Origin of the sequence: Frankia torreyi, assembly GCF_000948395.1 — a bacterium.
Taxonomy (GTDB): Bacteria; Actinomycetota; Actinomycetes; order Frankiales; family Frankiaceae; genus Frankia; species Frankia torreyi.
In genome coordinates this window covers 55,460-72,135 of the sequence record NZ_JYFN01000009.1, presented here as the reverse complement: position 1 = coordinate 72,135, position 16,676 = coordinate 55,460, and the positions used below count along the sequence as shown (strand labels likewise).

Annotated in this window: 11 protein-coding genes; 6 read left to right on the top strand and 5 right to left on the bottom strand. The window is 75.1% G+C overall.

The features are described 5' to 3' along the window. From FF36_RS08025 to FF36_RS08000, 6 genes are all read left to right on the top strand, one after another. The coding region (locus FF36_RS08025) for an SDR family NAD(P)-dependent oxidoreductase (protein WP_044884353.1) at positions 1–1,823 on the top strand (1,823 nt) is incomplete at its 5' end. Then, positions 1,816–7,017 carry a type I polyketide synthase gene (locus FF36_RS08020; protein WP_044884352.1) on the top strand — a complete coding sequence of 1,734 codons (5,202 nt, stop codon included), beginning with the start codon at positions 1,816–1,818 and terminating at the stop codon, positions 7,015–7,017. The genes FF36_RS08025 and FF36_RS08020, both read left to right, overlap by 8 nt. Before the next feature lie 12 nt (positions 7,018–7,029). After that, positions 7,030–7,374, top strand: a complete 345-nt coding sequence (locus FF36_RS08015; RefSeq protein ID WP_044884351.1) for a phosphopantetheine-binding protein — start codon at positions 7,030–7,032, stop codon at positions 7,372–7,374. 113 nt (positions 7,375–7,487) lie between these two features. Further along, complete coding sequence (locus FF36_RS08010) at positions 7,488–8,390, top strand: alpha/beta fold hydrolase (RefSeq protein WP_044884350.1); 903 nt, start codon at positions 7,488–7,490, stop codon at positions 8,388–8,390. 10 nt (positions 8,391–8,400) lie between these two features. After that, complete coding sequence (locus tag FF36_RS08005; RefSeq protein WP_044884349.1) at positions 8,401–9,591, top strand: glycosyltransferase; 1,191 nt, start codon at positions 8,401–8,403, stop codon at positions 9,589–9,591. A gap of 52 nt (positions 9,592–9,643) precedes the next feature. Beyond that, positions 9,644–11,506 (top strand): class I SAM-dependent methyltransferase, encoded by a 1,863-nt coding sequence (locus FF36_RS08000; RefSeq protein ID WP_044884348.1) that lies wholly within the window; start codon positions 9,644–9,646, stop codon positions 11,504–11,506. Between the two features lie 212 nt (positions 11,507–11,718). On the opposite strand, the gene tenA is transcribed toward FF36_RS08000, so the two are convergent. From tenA to FF36_RS07975, 5 genes are all read right to left on the bottom strand, one after another. Next, complete coding sequence (gene tenA / locus FF36_RS07995) at positions 11,719–12,444, bottom strand: thiaminase II (protein ID WP_044884421.1); 726 nt, start codon at positions 12,442–12,444, stop codon at positions 11,719–11,721. 52 nt (positions 12,445–12,496) lie between these two features. Beyond that, positions 12,497–13,513, bottom strand: a complete 1,017-nt coding sequence (locus tag FF36_RS07990; RefSeq protein WP_044884347.1) for an ABC transporter substrate-binding protein — start codon at positions 13,511–13,513, stop codon at positions 12,497–12,499. Continuing rightward, entirely contained in the window at positions 13,510–14,283 is a 774-nt protein-coding gene (locus FF36_RS07985) for an ABC transporter permease (RefSeq protein WP_242418084.1), read from the bottom strand. Before FF36_RS07985 ends, FF36_RS07990 begins: the two co-directional genes overlap by 4 nt. Further along, a complete protein-coding gene (locus FF36_RS07980; protein WP_242422381.1) occupies positions 14,280–14,987 on the bottom strand; it encodes an ABC transporter ATP-binding protein in 708 nt (235 codons plus the stop codon). The genes FF36_RS07985 and FF36_RS07980 overlap by 4 nt, the downstream gene beginning before the upstream one ends. A 742-nt stretch (positions 14,988–15,729) precedes the next feature. Continuing rightward, positions 15,730–16,659 carry a type IV toxin-antitoxin system AbiEi family antitoxin domain-containing protein gene (locus FF36_RS07975; RefSeq protein ID WP_044884346.1) on the bottom strand — a complete coding sequence of 310 codons (930 nt, stop codon included), beginning with the start codon at positions 16,657–16,659 and terminating at the stop codon, positions 15,730–15,732. Positions 16,660–16,676: the final 17 nt, after the last annotated feature.

Genomic DNA, 16,676 nt, shown 5'->3' with positions numbered 1-16,676 from the left:
TGGTGGAGGCGGGTTCGGGGGAGTTGGACGAGGAGGTCGTCGAGGAGCTGGCGGCGATCAAGACCGTCCGCGGCATCGTCGACTGGATCGTCGGTTCGACCGCCGGCGGGACCGAGCCCAGCGCTTCCACCGCCGCGGCGGCGCTGACCGGCGGGTCGCCCGTAGCCGTCGGGTCGCCCGTAGCCGTCGGGTCTTCCCCAGCCGTCGGGTCTTCCCCGGACCTCGGGTCCGCTGTGGTCGGCGATCCGGTCGGGGCGATTCCGCTGCGGCGCTTCGTCGTCGAGCCGGAGATCCTGCCCGCGCCGGCCGGCGCGGCGCCGACCGACCTCGCCGGCTCCCGCTTCCTGCTGGTGGAGGGCGGTCTCGGGGTCGGCCTGGCGCTCGCCACCCGGCTGGAGCAGGCGGGCGCCGAGGCGCGGATCCTCGCCGCCGACGACGCCGGCCTCGTCGACCAGATCCGGGCTGGGGCCGGCGCCGACGGTCTCGTCTGGATCGCCTCCGCCGACCCGGGCGCGGACGAGCACGCGATCCTGCCCGGTGCGTTCCCAGCCCTGCGGGCCGCGGCCCTGGGCGGCAGCCGGCGGGTGCTCATCGCCACCGGCAACGGCGGGCGGTTCGGCCGTGCCCGCGCCACCGCCACCGCCACCGGCGCGCCGGCCGACCCGAGCGCGGTCGACGCCCTGGAGCACGCCCGACGCGCTGACGCCGGGGAGTTCGTCGTCCGCCCGACCCCGGGCGCGGGGCTCGCCGGCCTCGTCCGCACGATCGCCCGGGAGGTGCCCGGCCTGGCGCTGCGCCTCGTCGACGTCGAGCCGAAGGACGAGCCCCGCCGGATCGCGGACAGCCTGCTCGCCGAGCTGCTCACCCCGGGTGGGCCGCTGGTCGTCGGCTACCGGGAGGGGGCGCGAGCCACCCTGCGGGTACGGCCCGCGGGTGCCGGGGGGGCCGGCAGCCTGCCGGCCGGGCTGGGCCCGTCCTCGGTCGTGCTGCTCACCGGCGGCGCCCGGGGCATCACCGCGGCGGTCGCCGTCGAGCTCGCCCGGCGCAGCGGCTGCACCGTCGAGCTGATCGGGCGCACCCTGCCGCCCGCGGGGCCCGAGGATCCCGCCACCGCGGGCGCGGCCGACGCCCCGGCGCTGCGCCGCGCGCTGATCGAGACCGGCGTCCGCCGCCCGGCCGAGATCGAGGCTCGGGTCTCCCGACTGCTCGCCGAGCGGGAGGTGCGGGCGACGCTGGCGACCCTGCGCGGGCTGGCGTCCTCGGTGCGTTACCACGCGGTGGACGTGCGCGACGGCGCGGCCGTCGCCGCGGTGGTGGCCGACGTCTACGCCCGCCACGGTCGCCTCGACGGGCTCGTGCACGGCGCGGGCGTCCTCGCCGACCGGCTGTTGCGCGACAAGACGCCCGAGTCGTTCGACCGGGTCTACCGAACGAAGGTCGACGGCGCCCGGGCCCTGCTCGCCGCGGTCCGCGACGACGTCGGCTTCGTCGCCCTGTTCGGCAGCGTCGCGGGGGTGTTCGGCAACCGGGGTCAGGCCGACTACGCCGCCGCGAACGACGCCCTCGACACGCTCGCGGGTGCGGCGGCGGGGCGCTTCGCCGGCCGGATCGTCAGCGTCGACTGGGGCCCCTGGGCGTCGCCGGCCGCCGCGGGCGGCGGGATGGTCTCCGCGGAGCTCGCCCGCGAGTACGCCCGCCGCGGCATCGGCCTGATCGACCCGGCCGACGGCGTCGCCGCGCTGCTGAGCGAGCTGGCGGGCCCGCCCGACGGTCCGGCGCAGGTCGTCTACATGTGCGCCGAGGCGGAGGCGTTCGATGCGTGACCCCGGGGGCGGGTCCGGGGCGCCGCCGATCGCCGTGGTGGGGATGTCCGCGCTGTTCCCGGGCGCCGGCGACCTCGACACGTTCTGGCGCAACATCGTTGGCGGGGTCGACGCGATCCGGGCGCTCCCGCGGGATCGCTTCGACGTCGACGACTACTTCCCGCCCGAGCGGCCGCTCGCCGCGCCGGGCACGCGGCGGGGCGCGGGTACCGACGCGGCTCCGGCCGGTGCGGCGGACGGCTTCTACTGCCGGCGCGGCGGTTTCGTCGACGAGTTCGCGACGTTCGACCCGACGGCGTTCGGCATCGTCCCCAACGCCGTCGACTGGGCCGAGCCGGACCAGCTGCTGGCGCTGCGGCTCGCCGCCGAGGCGATCACGGACGCCGGTGGGCCCAACGGGCTCGGCGACGCCGAGCGGGTGGGCGTCGTCCTCGGCCGCGGCGGCTACGTGGGGTCCGGGGTGGCCCGGCTCGAGCAGCGGGTACGCACCTCCCGCCAGCTCGTCACCACCCTGCGCGAGGTCCTGCCGGACCTGCCCGCCGACGCGGTCGAACGCGTCCGCGAGGCGTTCGTCGCGCAGCTCGGTCCGGCCCGCCCGGAGGCGTCGATCGGCCTGGTGCCCAACCTCGCCGCGTCCCGCATCGCGAACCGGCTCGACCTGCGCGGTCCCGCCTACACGGTGGACGCGGCCTGCGCGTCGTCGCTCATCGCCGTCGAGATGGCGATGCGTGATCTCGGCTCCGGCCGCACCGACACGATGATCGTCGGCGGTGCCCACCTCGTCCACGAACCGTCGTTCTGGAGCGTGTTCTCCCTGCTGCGGGCGCTGTCGCCGAGCGAGGCGATCCGCCCGTTCGACCGGCGGGCGGACGGCATCCTCATCGGCGAGGGCGTCGGCATGCTGGTGCTGCGCCGGCTCGCCGACGCCCGCCGCGACGGCGACCGGATCTACGCGGTGTTGCGCGGGGCCGGCACGTCGAGCGACGGCCGCTCCGCCTCCCTGATGGCCCCCGCCGCCGACGGGCAGACCCTCGCCGTGCGGCGCGCCTGGGCGGACGCCGGGCTCGACCCGACGGCACCCGGCGCGATCGGCCTGGTCGAGGCGCACGGCACGGCCACCCCGACCGGCGACGCCGTGGAGCTCGCGACCCTGGGCCGGATCTTCGGCACGGCGGCCGCAGCCGGTACGGGCGGCGCGGGACGCGCGGACATCGGCATCGGCTCGGTCAAGTCCATGATCGGCCATGCGATGCCGGCGGCGGGCGCGGCCGGGCTGATCAAGACCGCGCTCGCCCTGCACCACCGGGTGCTGCCGCCGACGCTGCACTGCGACGAGCCGCACGCCGCCTTCGCCGGCAGCCGGTTCGCGCCAGTGCGGGCGGCGACCGACTGGGACACCCCGGCGGGCGGCGGTCCCCGGCGCGCCGGCGTCAACGCCTTCGGTTTCGGCGGCATCAACGCCCATCTCGTCGTCGAGGAGGCACCGCCGACCGCCCCGGTGACCCTGGCCCACACCTTCCCCGCCCCCCCGCCGGCTGACCCTGCGCGGGTGGCCGATCCGGACGCGGAGGCGGTCCTGTTGCTCGCCGGGAGCAGCCCGGCGGAGCTGCTCGCCCAGCTCGACGTCGACGACGCGGAGCTGCTCGACCGGGACGACGCGGCGAGCCCGCCGGCCGGCGGCCCCTGGCGGCTCGCCCTGGTCGCGCCGACCCCGCGCCGGCTCGCCCTGGCCCGGACGGTCGTGGGGCGGGGCAACCCGTGGCGGGGCCGCAACGACCTGTGGTTCACCCCGGCCGGCCTGCTCGACCCCGCCCGGCCCGACGGGACGCCCGCCGGGCGGACGGCGTTCCTGTTCTGCGGCCTGGAGGACAAGTTCTCCCCGCGCATCGACGACGTCTGCGCGCACTTCGGGCTCGTCCGCCCGGCCCTCGACGACACCGGGCTGCTCGGCCGGCACGGCGTCGCGAGCGTCGAGGTGGGGCGGATCCTCGACGAGGCGCTGCGACGCCTCGGGATCGTCCCGGACCTCGTCGGCGGGCACAGCATCGGCGAGTGGAACGCGATGATCAGCGGTGGGCTCATCACCGGCGAGTCCACCGACGCCTTCATCGCCGGCTTCGACCCGGCCGCACTGGAGGTGCCCGGGGTCGTCTTCGGGGCACTGGGCTGCGGCGCCGGGCGGGCCGCCGAGGTCATCGCCGATCTCGGCGACGTCGTCGTCTCCCACGACAACTGCCCGCACCAGTCGATCATCTGCGGGCGCGAGGAGAGCGTGCGCACCGCGCTCGAGCGGCTGCGCCGCGACGGCGTGCTCGGGCAGGTCCTGCCGTTCCGTTCCGGCTTCCACTCCCCGTTCCTGGAGCCCTACCTGGACCGGCTGCGGACCAACCTCGCCGACGTCACCCTCGCCGAGGCGACGATCCCGATCTGGTCGGCGACGACGGTCGCGCCCTACCCGCGCGACCACGACGCCGTCCGGGCGCTCGCCCTGCGTCACCTCGTCGAGCCTGTGCGGTTCCGGGAGCTCGTCCGCCGGCTGCACGACACCGGCGTGCGCGCCTTCGTCCAGGTCGGCGTGGGCAGCGTCGCCGGGTTCGTCGACAACACGCTGCCCGGTCACGATCACGTCGCGCTGGTCACGAACTCCCCGAAGCGTTCCGGGCTGGACCAGTTGCGCCGCGTGGCCGCCGCGCTGTGGGTGGAGGGCGCGGCCCCGCGGCTCGATCTGCTGCCCTGCCGGACCCGCCCCGAGCGGCCCGCCACCCCGGTGACGGTGCCGGCCAGCGAGCCGACCCCGTCCCCCGCGCAGGCCCTGACCCCGACGCCCTCCGCCGGGAGGGCCATCGAGCTGCCGCGGCGCCGGGGCACCCCTGTCCGGCTGAACCTCGGCACGCCGCTGGTGCGCCTCGGACCCGCGGCCGCCGATCTTCTGGGCTCGGCCCTCCCTGTCCTGGATCTCCCTGTCCCGGCCCTCCCTGGCTCGGATCTCCCTGTCCCGGCCCTCCCCGGCCCGGCCCTCCTGGGACCGGATCACCTGGATCCGGCTCTCCCGGCTGTGGGCGCCGCCGGCAGCCATCCGGTTCTCGACGAGCTGCGTGCGGCGCTGGCCGACGCCGGTGCGGTGATGTCCACGGTCGTCGACCGGTGGGCACTCGGCCCCACCGCCCCGCGGGGCGCGCCACCACGACGGCGCGGCGGCCCCGCGGCCGGCGGGATGGGCACCGTGCCCGCGTCCGGTGGGTCCGGTGGCGTGCCGGCGCCCCGCGGAGCGGGCGCCACCGCCTCCTGGGGTCCCGGCGCGTCCGAGCCTGCCAGCCACGCCGAGCCTGCCAGCCACGCCGAACCCGCCAGCCGCGACGCGGCCGCCTCCGGCGGCGGCCTGGCACTCGGGCCGCGGACCGTCCGTCGCCGGTTGTCGCTGGAGTCGATGCCGCACATCATCGACCACTGCTTCTACCGCCAGCCGCCGGGTTGGCGCGACCTGTCCGACCTGTTCCCGGTCGTGCCGATGACCGAGGTGCTCGAACTCATGATCGCGCAGGCCGCGGCGCTGATGCCGGGGCGGGTGCCGATCGGCATCCGGGACGTCCGGGCGCTGCGTTGGCTCGCGATCGAGCCCGCCGTGGAGGTGTCGGTCATCCTCACCCCGGCGGGGCCGGACGCGGTCCGGGTGACCATGGAGGGCTACGCCCGCGGCACGGTCGTGTTCGCCGACGGCTACCCGCCGTCCCCGCAGACGACGGCAGCCACCGCGGACCTGCCGGCGGGCCCGACCGGGCCGATCCTGCCCGGCGAGCAGCCATCCCGCCACCAGGGCAGCGATCTCTACGGCGGTCACTTCCTCTTCCACGGCCCCGGATACCAGGGCATCCACCGCATCGAGGCGATCGCCGCGGCCGGCATCCGCGGGCGGCTGCGGGTGCCGGCCGCGTCCGGCGCGCTGCTGGACAACGCCGGGCAGCTCTTCGGCTACTGGGCGATGGAGAACCTGCCCGCGGACTCGCTGCTGCTGCCGCAGTCCCTGTCCGACCTGCGCTTCTACGGTCCGGCGCCGGTGGCGGGCGACCTGGTCGACTGTGTCGTGCGGATCCGGCAGGTCGCGGAACGGACGGTGACCGCCGACCTCGAGCTGCGCCGGCTCGACGGGTCGCTCTGGGCGGTCGTGTCGGCCTGGACCGATCGGCGTTTCGCCAACGACGACGTGCTCTGGGCGATGGTCCGCGCCCCGGAGCTGCACACCGTGGCCCAGCCCTCGGGCGAGGGCTGGGTGGTCGCGCTCGACCGCTGGTCCGATTCGGCCTCGCGCGAGCTGATCGTGCGCCACTACGCCGACTCCGCCGACCGGGCCCGGCTCGCGGGCCTCAACCCGCGGGCGGCGCGCGGCTGGCTGCTGGGGCGCATCGCCGTCCAGGACGCCGTCCGGCGCTGGCTGTGGGCGCGCGGTGCGGGGCCCGTCTGGGGGATCGAGGTCCGGATCGAGCACGACGGGCTGGGCGCCCCGCTGGTCGGCGCCCTGCCGGCGCGGCCGGGCATCCCGGCCGGCGACCCCCCGCGGGTGTCCCTCGCGCACAAGCCGGAGCTGGCGGTGGCGCTGGTGTCCGCGGACGGGCCGGTCGGCATCGACATCGAGCAGATCGTCGTTCGGGCGCCCGGCGTCGAGCTGGCGGCGCTCGCCCCGGTCGAACGCGACCTGCTCGACCGGGTCGCTGGCGACGATCCGGGACGCCGGGCGCTGTGGTTCACCCGGCTGTGGGCGGCGAAGGAGGCGGCGGCGAAGGCCGAGGGCACCGGGCTCGCGGGCCGACCGCGCCAGTTCGTCGTCGACGGCCCGCACCGGCCCGGACGGGCCTGGGCCGCGGCCGACTGGGCCGGGCACGCTCCGCCCGAACTGGTCCGGGTCACCGTCTACGGGGATGGTCCGGACGGGCCGCTCCCGCGGGGCTCCCGGTGGGTGGCATTGCGTACGGTGGACGCCTCCGGCCGGATCCGGCCGGAAGGCGGCGCACCCGGGGCCCCCGAGCCGGACTCGGGCGGCGCCGACGGCCGGGCCGTGGCGAGGGACGTGCGTTCCGCCACCGTCATCGGTCAGGTTGCTGCGCGTGACGGCGCCCCCGCCCGGCGGGCCGGCGCCGCGACCTATGTGGTCGCCTGGACCTCCCCCGAGGTCGAGGCAAACGGCCTTCCCAGCGAGTAAGGAGTAGCGATCATGTCTGTTCAGGAGACGGCGGGACCGGGCGGCGCGGGCCGGGCGGAGACCGAGACGCGGGTGCTCGGCGAGGTCACCGAGGACCTGCGCGAGGTCATCGGCGAGGAATACGTGATCGACATGGACATCACCATGGAGACCACGTTCAGCCAGGACCTGGAGCTGGAGAGCATCGAGTTCGTGGCGCTCGCCGACCGGCTGCGGGAGCGCTACGGCGAGGCCGTCGACTTCGTCGGTTTCCTCGCCAGGATGGACGTCGACCAGGTGATCAACATGCGGGTCGGTGAGGTCGTCCAGTTCATCGTCGACAGCCTGCCGGCGCCCGCGACCGCCGGGTCGGCCTGACGGCCGCTCGGCGCATCCGGTCTCGACCGGCGATCCGCATCCGACCGGCGATCCGCATCCGATCCGGCATCCGCATCCGACCCGGCATCCATATCGACAAGGAGGCAAGGCCCGTGGCAGAGGTCATCGCGAACGGCGTCCGCCTGCATGTGCAGCGGCTCGAACCCCGCGGGGGCGCGTCCGCGGACTCGCCGATCGTCGTCATGGTGCACGGCATGGTGATGGACAACATCTCCAGCTTCTACTTCTCGCTGGGTACCTGCCTGGCCGACGCCGGCTGCGACGTCATCTGCTACGACCTGCGCGGCCACGGCCGCAGCGAGCGCACCCGCGGCGGCTACCGCCTCGCCGACTCGATGGCCGACCTCGCCGGGCTGCTCGACGCCCTCGGGGTGGACCGCCCGGTGCACGTCGTCGGCAACAGCTACGGTGCGACGCTGGCCCTGGCGTTCGGGTTGGAGTTCACCGCTCGGGTCGCGAGCCTGACGCTCATCGAGCCGCCGTTCCTCATCGAGGGCCTGGGCGAGGAGATGGCCCGCTCGCTGAGCCAGATCCTCGTCGCGATGACCGACGACGAGGTCGAGGAGTGGCTGGACAACGGCGCCGGCCGGGCGATCACCAAGGCCACCCGGGCCGCCCAGCGGCTGCTGTCCGACACGACGATCGCCACCGACATGCTGGCGACGCCGGCGTTCTCCGCCGAGGCGCTCGCCGCGCTGCCGATTCCGGTGCTCGCCGTCTACGGGGAGAACTCCGACATCATCGGGCAGGCCGCCGGGCTCGCCGCCCTCGTCCCCGAGTGCACCCTGATCGTGCTGGAGCACCACACCCACATGGTGCTGCGCGAGGCCACCGGCTACCTGCGCGACCTGCTGCGCTGGTGGCTGTTCGACCGGCGCACGCCACCCCCGCCCTACGTGCGCCCGACCGAGCGACGCTTCGTCACCCCCGAGTGGGTGACGCAGATGGTGCCGCCGCCCGACCTGAACACCGGGCGCCGCCCGGCGGTGGGCTGAGGAGCCGGCCGTGAGCCGCGTCCTGTTTGTCGTGCCGCCGCTGACCGGGCACGTGAACCCGGCCGTGGGGATCGCCGGGGAGCTCGCCGACCGCGGTCACAATGTGGCCGTCGCCGGCCACGCGGGGGTGATCGGCGGGCTGGTCCCGCCGGGGCTGCCGCTGCTGGCGCTGCCGGAGACACTCAGCGAGGCCGATCGCGCCGACATCGTCGCCCGCTCCCGGGCGCTGCGCGGCCCGGCGTCGCTGAAGTTCCTGTGGGAGGACTTCCTGCTGCCGCTGGCCGCAGCGATGGAGCCGGCGGTGGACGCGGTCGTCGACGAGTTCCGCCCGGATGTAATGGTCATCGACCAGCAGGCGGTCGGTGCGGCTCTGGTCGCCCGTCGCCGGCGGCTGCACTGGGCCACTCTCGCCACGACGTCGGCCGAGTTCGACGACCCGTACGGGGTGCTGGCCGGGCTCGGGCAGTGGGTCGCCGACCTGCTGCGGGACTTCCAACTCGCCCGCGGCGTGTCCGCCGACGAGGCCGCCGCCGGCGACCTGCGGTTCTCCGATGAGCTCACCCTCGTCACGTCCGTGCGGGAGCTGCTGCGCAACCCCGACGTGCCCCGCCATGTCGCCTTCGTCGGCAGCGCGGTCGGCCGGCGGGCGCAGACCGCCTCCTTCCCCTGGGAGTGGCTCGACCCGGACCGCGAGGCGGTGCTCGTCTCCCTCGGCACGGTGACCCGGGAGGCCGGCGGGCGGTTCCTGCGGGCCGCCGCGGAGGGCCTGCTGGGCCTGGCGGGACGGGTGCAGGCCGTCATCGTCGCCCCGCCCGGCCTCGTCGACGACCTGGCCGACGCCGCCCCCGACGACCTGCTCGTCGCCCCGTTCGTGCCGCAGGTCGAGCTGATGCCGAAGCTGTCCGCGGTGGTCTGCCACGCCGGCAACAACACGGTCTGCGAGGCGCTGTCCCGCGGTGTCCCGCTGGTCGTCGCCCCGGTCCGCGACGATCAACCGATCATCGGCGAGCAGGTCGTGCGCAGCGGCGCGGGTTTACGGATCAAGTTCGGCCGAGCCGGACCGGCGGCCGTGCGCGCCGCGGTGACGTCCCTGCTCGACGATCCCGGCCACCGCCAGGCCGCCGGGCGGCTGCGCGACGCCTTCGCCGCGGCGGGAGGGGTTGCGGCCGCCGCGGACCGGCTTGAGAAACTCGCCGCATGACGTTTCGCCGGCGCGGTCGCGCCGCGGTCGGGCCGGTACGGGGCTGACCGCCGTGCTCGACTGGCTGCCGGTCCTGGTCTGCGTCGGCCTGCTCATCAACGGGGTGCGGCTGCGCGGCCGGCTGCGCCGCCTGGAGACCCTGCCCGCCTCCGGCCGGCCGGTGGATCCGTCGCACGAGTTCCTCGTCGCCGACGGGGTGCGGCTGACCGACAGCGGGCGGCGCGCGGCCAGCTACCACGCCAGCCGGGACAAGCTCGACGTCCTCGATCTCGTGCCCGCGGACCTGACCGTCGAACGCGCCCTCGACCTGGCCCGCATGGTCGACACCCGCACCTACCGCACCGACCGGTGCGTGCCCGGCCGCGGCGCCTTCCAGGCGCTGCTGGTTCGCTCGGAGATCCTCGACCGGGCCGGTATCACCCGCCGCGACGGCTTCGACCCGGTGGAGCTCGTCGACATCACCGAGCGGCTGAAGACCTTCGCGTCCGGATCGACCGACCTCGCCGTGCTGCCGGGGCTGCGTGCCGACCGGGAGGACGCGGCGATGCGCGTGCGGGTCCAGCAGCGCGCGTACCGATTCACCCGGCGCAACCAGCTTTTCCCGTTCGTGCCGCAGCTCGCCACCGCCATCGGCGTGCACGTCAACCGGCCGTGGGGACTCGCGGCCACGGCGTTGTTCTGGTTCCAGCCGTTCTTCGTCTGCGCCGGCCGGGTGCCGCTGTCCCCCCGCGACCTGATCCGCTCCCCGATCGTGCGCATCCTCAGCGGGCTGCTGTTCGTCATCGACTCGGTGCGCGCCGGTCGCGCGCAGGCCGCGCGGGCCGCCGAGGCCAAGGCCGCCGGGCTGCCCGCCGACCCGGTCAAGCACGCGAAGAAGCAGCGGACGGCGGCCAGCCGGGCCTCCTACGGCCGTGACGTCCGCGCCGGCCTGGCCCGGTTTCTGCGCCGCGCCCGCGCGGACTGTCCGTGGTGCGGTTCGGCGGAGCTGGCCACCCGGCTCGACTCGCCCGACATGTTCCTGCGCAAACCCGGCCGGTTCCGTCTCGACGGCTGCCGGCGCTGCGGGCACGTGTTCCTCAACCCGGCGCTGAGCCCCGCCGGCCGCGAGTTCTACGACCGGGACCGTTACGACGGCCTGCGCGCCGGGATCGCCGAGCAGGCGTTGGCGGTGATCGCCCGCGACCGCCGTGGACAGGCCGCCGCCGTGCGTCCGTTCACGGTCCCGCGCGCGTGGCTGGACGTCGGCTCCCGCTACGGCCACTTCCCGAACGCGGCCCGCGAGGTGTGGCCGGCGACGGTGTTCGACGGGGTCGACACGTTCGCTGGGCTGGACGAGGGCCTGCGGCGCGGCTGGCTCGACCATGCCCACCACGGCCGGCTGCCCGATGTCGTCGAGGCGGTCGCCGGTCGCTACGACGTCATCAGCATGTTCGGCTATCTGGAACGCGCCGACGACCCGTCCGCGGAGCTCGACGCCGTCGCCAAGGCGTTACCACCCGGCGGCCACGTGCTGTGCGAGCTGGCGAACGCCGAATGCCACCAGGCGCGCTGGCTCGGCCGGTTCTGGTCCGGCTGGGCGGTGCCGGAGCGGGCGCATCTCATCCCCGTCGACAACCTGCTAGCGGCGCTGGAGGACCGGGGGCTGCGGCCCGTCCTGGTGCGGTTCGCCGCCAGCCGCGGCCTCGGCGATCTCACCGCCGCCCTGCTGCTCGTCGTCACCGCCATCGCGCCGCGCCCCATGCCCTGGCTGCGCCAGGCTGCCGGCCCCGCCCACCTGGTGGCCTGGGGCGCCATGATGGCGGTGGTCAGCCCCCTGCTGATCACGGCCCGGCTCCTCGACCGGCTCGCCCGGCGCTACGTCCACGGCGCCGGCTTCGCGGGCACCTACCTGGTGATCGCCCGCAAGGAGGTCTGAGCCTCCCGAGCGGTTCCGTGGAGTGGCGATCAGCGCTGCGTCATACGTGGACTCCCAGCTCTCGGAACGGTGATCACACGAGTTCTGGCCGACGGCCTTTTCGAGGGCGTCGTCGGCGCACCTCAGCCACGGTCCAGTCCGCCACCGGCCCCAGCGGACGAACCATCACCATCGTCCGCATCTGACGCCGCGAGACACGGGTAGTAGATCTGTCAGATCGGCCAGGTCTCGCGGCGCCAGGCGGCGTCCCAGAACATCCACTCGTAGCGCGCCGTCACCGCGAAGTGTTCGGCGGCTCGCGACAGCTCCGGCGCCGATGCGTCCGCGCCCACCCGGTCGGTGAGGGCGACGACCCGGTCGGCCACCGCCTGGAATGCCGGGTCGCCGTAGGCGGCGATCCACCGGGCATACACCGGGTCGGGGGAGGAGTCGGCGAGCAGCCACGCGCCGACCCGGGCGTAGATCCAGTAGCACGGCAGCACCGCGGCGAGCCCCTCCAGGAAGGAGCCGCCGTAGACGGTCGCGAGCAGGTAACTGGTGTAGGCGCGGGTCGTCGGCGCGACCGTCGCCACCCCGCCCGCTGCCACCCCGCCCGTGGGAGTGGGGCCGGTGGGCGTGGGGCCGCCGAGAGCGTCGAGGAGGTCGGCGTGCATGGCCTGCTCGGCGGCGACCGCGTCGGCGGCGTCACTCGCGAGCGCCCGCACGTCGTCCTCGGTGGGCGCCTTCGCCGCGCACACGGCCAGGGCCCGCGCGTAGTCCCGCAGGTAGTGCGCGTCCTGGACGACGAAATGGCCGAACGCGGCCCGCGGCAGGCTGCCATCGGTGAGCCCGGTGAGGAACGGATGGCGCAGGATCGCCTCGTACACGTGCTCGGTGGAGGCCCACAGCCGCGCGCTGAAGGACTGCGCCGCGGCGGCCGGGATGGCATCGGGCGTCATCGTGCTCACTGGTCTCGGAACGTGGATGGTCGGGCAGCGGCATCCGCGATGGTCATGGCTTGGGTAGGTAGGCGTTGGTGACGACGTCCGCCGTCGGGACGGTCGCCTTGATCAGGTCTTCGGCGCGCATCCAGGCGATGAACGACGTCCAGGCACCCGTGTCCATCCGGCCGAAACCGGCCGGGTTGCGCAGCAGCGGGGCCGTCGCCTCGACCATCTTCGGCAGCAGCTTGGGGTCGTAGCCGTCGGCGACGCCGGTGAGCGTCGTCGTGGCCTTCGCCGGGTCGTCGAGCGCCCGCGCGTTGCCGGCCGCCGTGGCGCGCAGGAAGTCGCGGACGAGCGCGGCATAGGCGGGGTCCTTGGCGAGCCGGCTGCGCCGGGCGACGATGACCAGTTCGTCGTACTGCGGCACCCCGGCCTCGGTCACCGGAATCACCTTCGGCGCGAGGCCGCGGTCGGCGAGGGTGACGCCCTCGACGTTGCGGTAGGCGCCGAGGGTGGCGGTCACCTTCTTGGAGATCATGGCGGGCAGCAGGTCGGCGCCGACGTCGACGCGGTGAATCGAAGTGCCGTCGAAGTGGTTGGCCTTCGCGATCGCGTCGAGGAAGGCCTCGTCGGTGCGCAGCCCCGAGGTGCCGACCGTGGCCCCGGCGAGGTCGGCGGGCTTCGTGATGCCGGCGGAGCCCACGGCCATGATCGAGTTCAGGGCGGTGGGGATGAGGGCGCCGACGGCGACGACGTCGAGCTTCTCGACCCCGGCGATGACCACCTCGGGTTCGTAGGAGATGCCCAGGTCGACGGTGCCGGTGCTGACGAGCTTGAGCGGGTCGGACGGGTCCGACGGCGAACGCAGGGTGACGTTCAGCCCGGCGGCGGCGTAGTCGCCGCCGTCCTGCGCCGAGTAGAGCGCGAGATGGTCCGGGTTGGGCTCCCAGTCGAGCAGCACCGTGGCGGCCCGGCGCTCGGCGCCGGACGAGCCGCCGGAGCCGCAGGCGGTGACGGCCGCGAGCGTGACGGCGGCGAGGGCGGCCGCCGTGATGGTCAGCCGGCGGGAGCGCGGCGCGATCATTGGTTGGTCCCTTCTCGGGTGGGATTGCGGTGCCAGGGGACGAGCAGCCGTTCGGCGCAGCTCACGAGTACGAACAGGACCACGGACATCGCGGTGAGCAGCACGATCGCGGCGAACACCAGCGCGGACTGGAGCTGGGGGACGCCCTGGCGCATCACGTGGCCGAGTCCGTCGGAGGCGCCCGAGTACTCGCCGAACACCGCGCCGGTCGCGGCGTAGGCGGCGGCCAGCCGCAGGCCGGTGAACACCGAGGGCAGCGCCGCCGGGAACTCCACCCGGGTGAAGATGGCGACCCGTCGACCGTGCAGCGTCCGCATCATCCGGACGAGCTCCGGATCGACCGAGGCGAGGCCGTCGAGGGTGCCGACCACCACCGGGAAGAAGCAGATGAGCGCCACCAGGATGAGCTTCGGGGTGATGCTGTAGCCGAAGATGATCGCCAGGATCGGGGCGAGGACGACGACCGGGACCGTCTGGGAGCCGATGAGCAGCGGGTACAGCGCTCGGCGGGCCGCGGCGGAGAAGTGCAGCGCGCAGCCGAGCGCGAGTCCGCCGGCGACCGAGATGGCGAAGCCGAGGACGATCTCCGTGCCGGTGACCCAGGTGGCGCTGCGCAGGGTGCTGTCCCACCGGTCGGCCAGCGTCGTCGCCACCTGGTCCGGTGCCGGCAGGATGTACTCCTCGACGTGCAGCACTCGGGTGACGAACTCCCAGGCGCCGAGCAGCGCGATGCCGACGAGGACGCTCGGCCACAACCGCGTCGCGGTCAACGGGCGCTCTCCAGGTGGGCGAGGACGGTGTCGCGCAGCGCGACGAAGTCGGGGTCGGCGAGCCGCGCCCGCCGCGCCGCGGCGCCGGTGCCGGCGTAGGGCGGCACGTCGACGGACGCGACGATCCGGCCGGGGCGGGCCGACATCACCACCACCCGGTCGCACAGCAGCAGCGCCTCCTCGACGTCATGGGTGACGAGCACGACGGTGCGGGGCTCGTCGGCGAGCATCGCGCGCAGCCAGTCCTGCAGGTCCGCCCGAGTGATCGAGTCGAGGGCGCCGAACGGCTCGTCGAGCAGCAGGACCGGCTTGTCCGCGGCCACCGTGCGCAGGAACGAGACCCGCTGGCGCATCCCGCCGGAGAGCTGCGCCGGCCGGTGGTCGGCGAACTCGGCGAGGCCGAACCGGTCGAGCAGCGGCCGGACGCGCCGCGACGCCTCCCGGCGGGTCAGGCCCTGGTTCTCCAGCGGGATGCGGGCGTTGGCGAGCACGCCGCGCCAGGGCAGCAACAGGTCGCGCTGGGGCATCCAGGCGCAGCGGGCCAGCCGCCCCGGCGCGTCTGCGGCGCCGAGGACGTCGATGGTGCCGGCGTCCGGGTCGGTCAGCCCGCAGATCATCGACAGCAGGGTCGACTTGCCGCACCCGCTCGGGCCGACGACGCCCAGGCGGCTGTCCGGGGGGACGGACAGGTCCGCGCCGGCCACCGCGGTGATGTCGCCGAACCGCTTCGCGACCCCACGGAGCTCCAGACCCGTTCCGGCCGACCGGCGGGGATCGGCGGGCGGCAGGGCCGTCGGCCGGCNCGATCGGCGTGCGAACACGACTTCTCCTCCTCCCTGAGCTACTGCCGTCTCCCTGAGCTACTGCGGTCCTACGGCGGCTACGAGCATGTGGACGACGGACGCGCGATGGTGCGCGACCGGCCGGCGTGGGCCGTCGTCGGGGGACGAACGCCGGGTCATGAGCGCCGGACGAGGTCCCGCCGGGTGGCGACCGGTCCGGCGGCGACTGGTTCGGCGGCGACTGGTTCGGCGGCCGGCCGCATGAGACCCCGGCCGGGTGCTTGCCCGGCCGAGTGGGACTGGCCGATCGGCCGCGGGACCGCGGCGGCCGGCCGCGCGGGACGCTAGCGCGCCGTCCCGCCGCCCGGGTCCGTCGCACCTGGTGGCGGTGCCGGCGGGCGGTAGGGCGCCGCCGGACGGCCCGGTGCCGGCGGGCACAGCAGCGCCCGCGAGCGGCCGATGGAGCCGATGGGAGCCGGACGCGCCACGGCCATCACTCCCTACGCCGGAATTACCCGGACAGGTTCAGGCGGTCGGCGGCACCGGGCTTCTGCCCAGCCGCCCTCTCAGCCTCCTCGGGTGGAAGCTCCCGCAACGTTCGCTCAAAGTTACGGCAAGATCAGGCCGCCGCCAACCCCTCCGGCCACCTGCGGTGGCCTCCTCGTCAGGAGGCCAGGGCCCGCTGGGGGTGATCCGTCGGCGGCACCCAGCCCCGTTCGCGCAGGGCCTCGGCGACGATGTCGGCGGCGTCGTCCGGCGCGGTCCGCAGCAGGTGCGCCGGCAACCGGACCAGGATGTCCTGACTGGGATCACGTTGGGTGATCAGCCGGTTCGCGGTCGGTTCGACCGCGACCTCGACCCGCACCCGCCACGGCTCGTAGCGCACGGTCAGCCGCGAGGTCGGCTCGTCCGCCGGACCCTCGACCCGATAGCCCGCCGGGGGCAGCTCGCGCCGCCGCTCGATCCGGCGGAACATGATCTCGGTGAGGTGCGGCGCGTCCGCGCCGAGCCGATCCAGCGTCTCGGCGATCAGCGTGCGCCGGCTGATCGGGCCGCGGCGGGACAACGCCTCGCGCAGGCCGCGGACGGTGACGATCTGTTGGCGCACTGCGTCGCAGAGGACGTCCTGCGCCAGGGCCCGGGACGCCGCCCACTCCGCCATGTCGATCAGGGACCGGGCCGGTGTGGTCCGCCGGGGCAGCCGGAGCGGGTCGATCTCGCTGGATTCCAGGCGCGCGCTGTGCCGTAGCAGTACCCCCGGCGGAGCGCTGACACGGCGGTCGGCCGGGATGAGCACGGTCACCGGCTGAGGGTCGTGGCCGACCAGCCCGGCGAGCGCCGCCGCACATCCGCCCGCGAGCACTGCATCCGGCCCGATGGCCTGCACTGCGACCCACAGGTGCTGCGGGCCGGTGGCGGGGTTGAGGTCGGTGATCAGGACGCCGCGGACGGGCTGCCGCCAGCGGCCGTCATCGAGGCGTCGGCGGATCTCGGTACGGGTGATGCCGGCGGCGACCGCGTCGCGGATTGTGATCACGCCGGCCTGGGGGGTGGCGATCTCCTGCCAGGAGAGTCGGCCAGGGTTATGGGCCATGAGAAGACGATGACGGT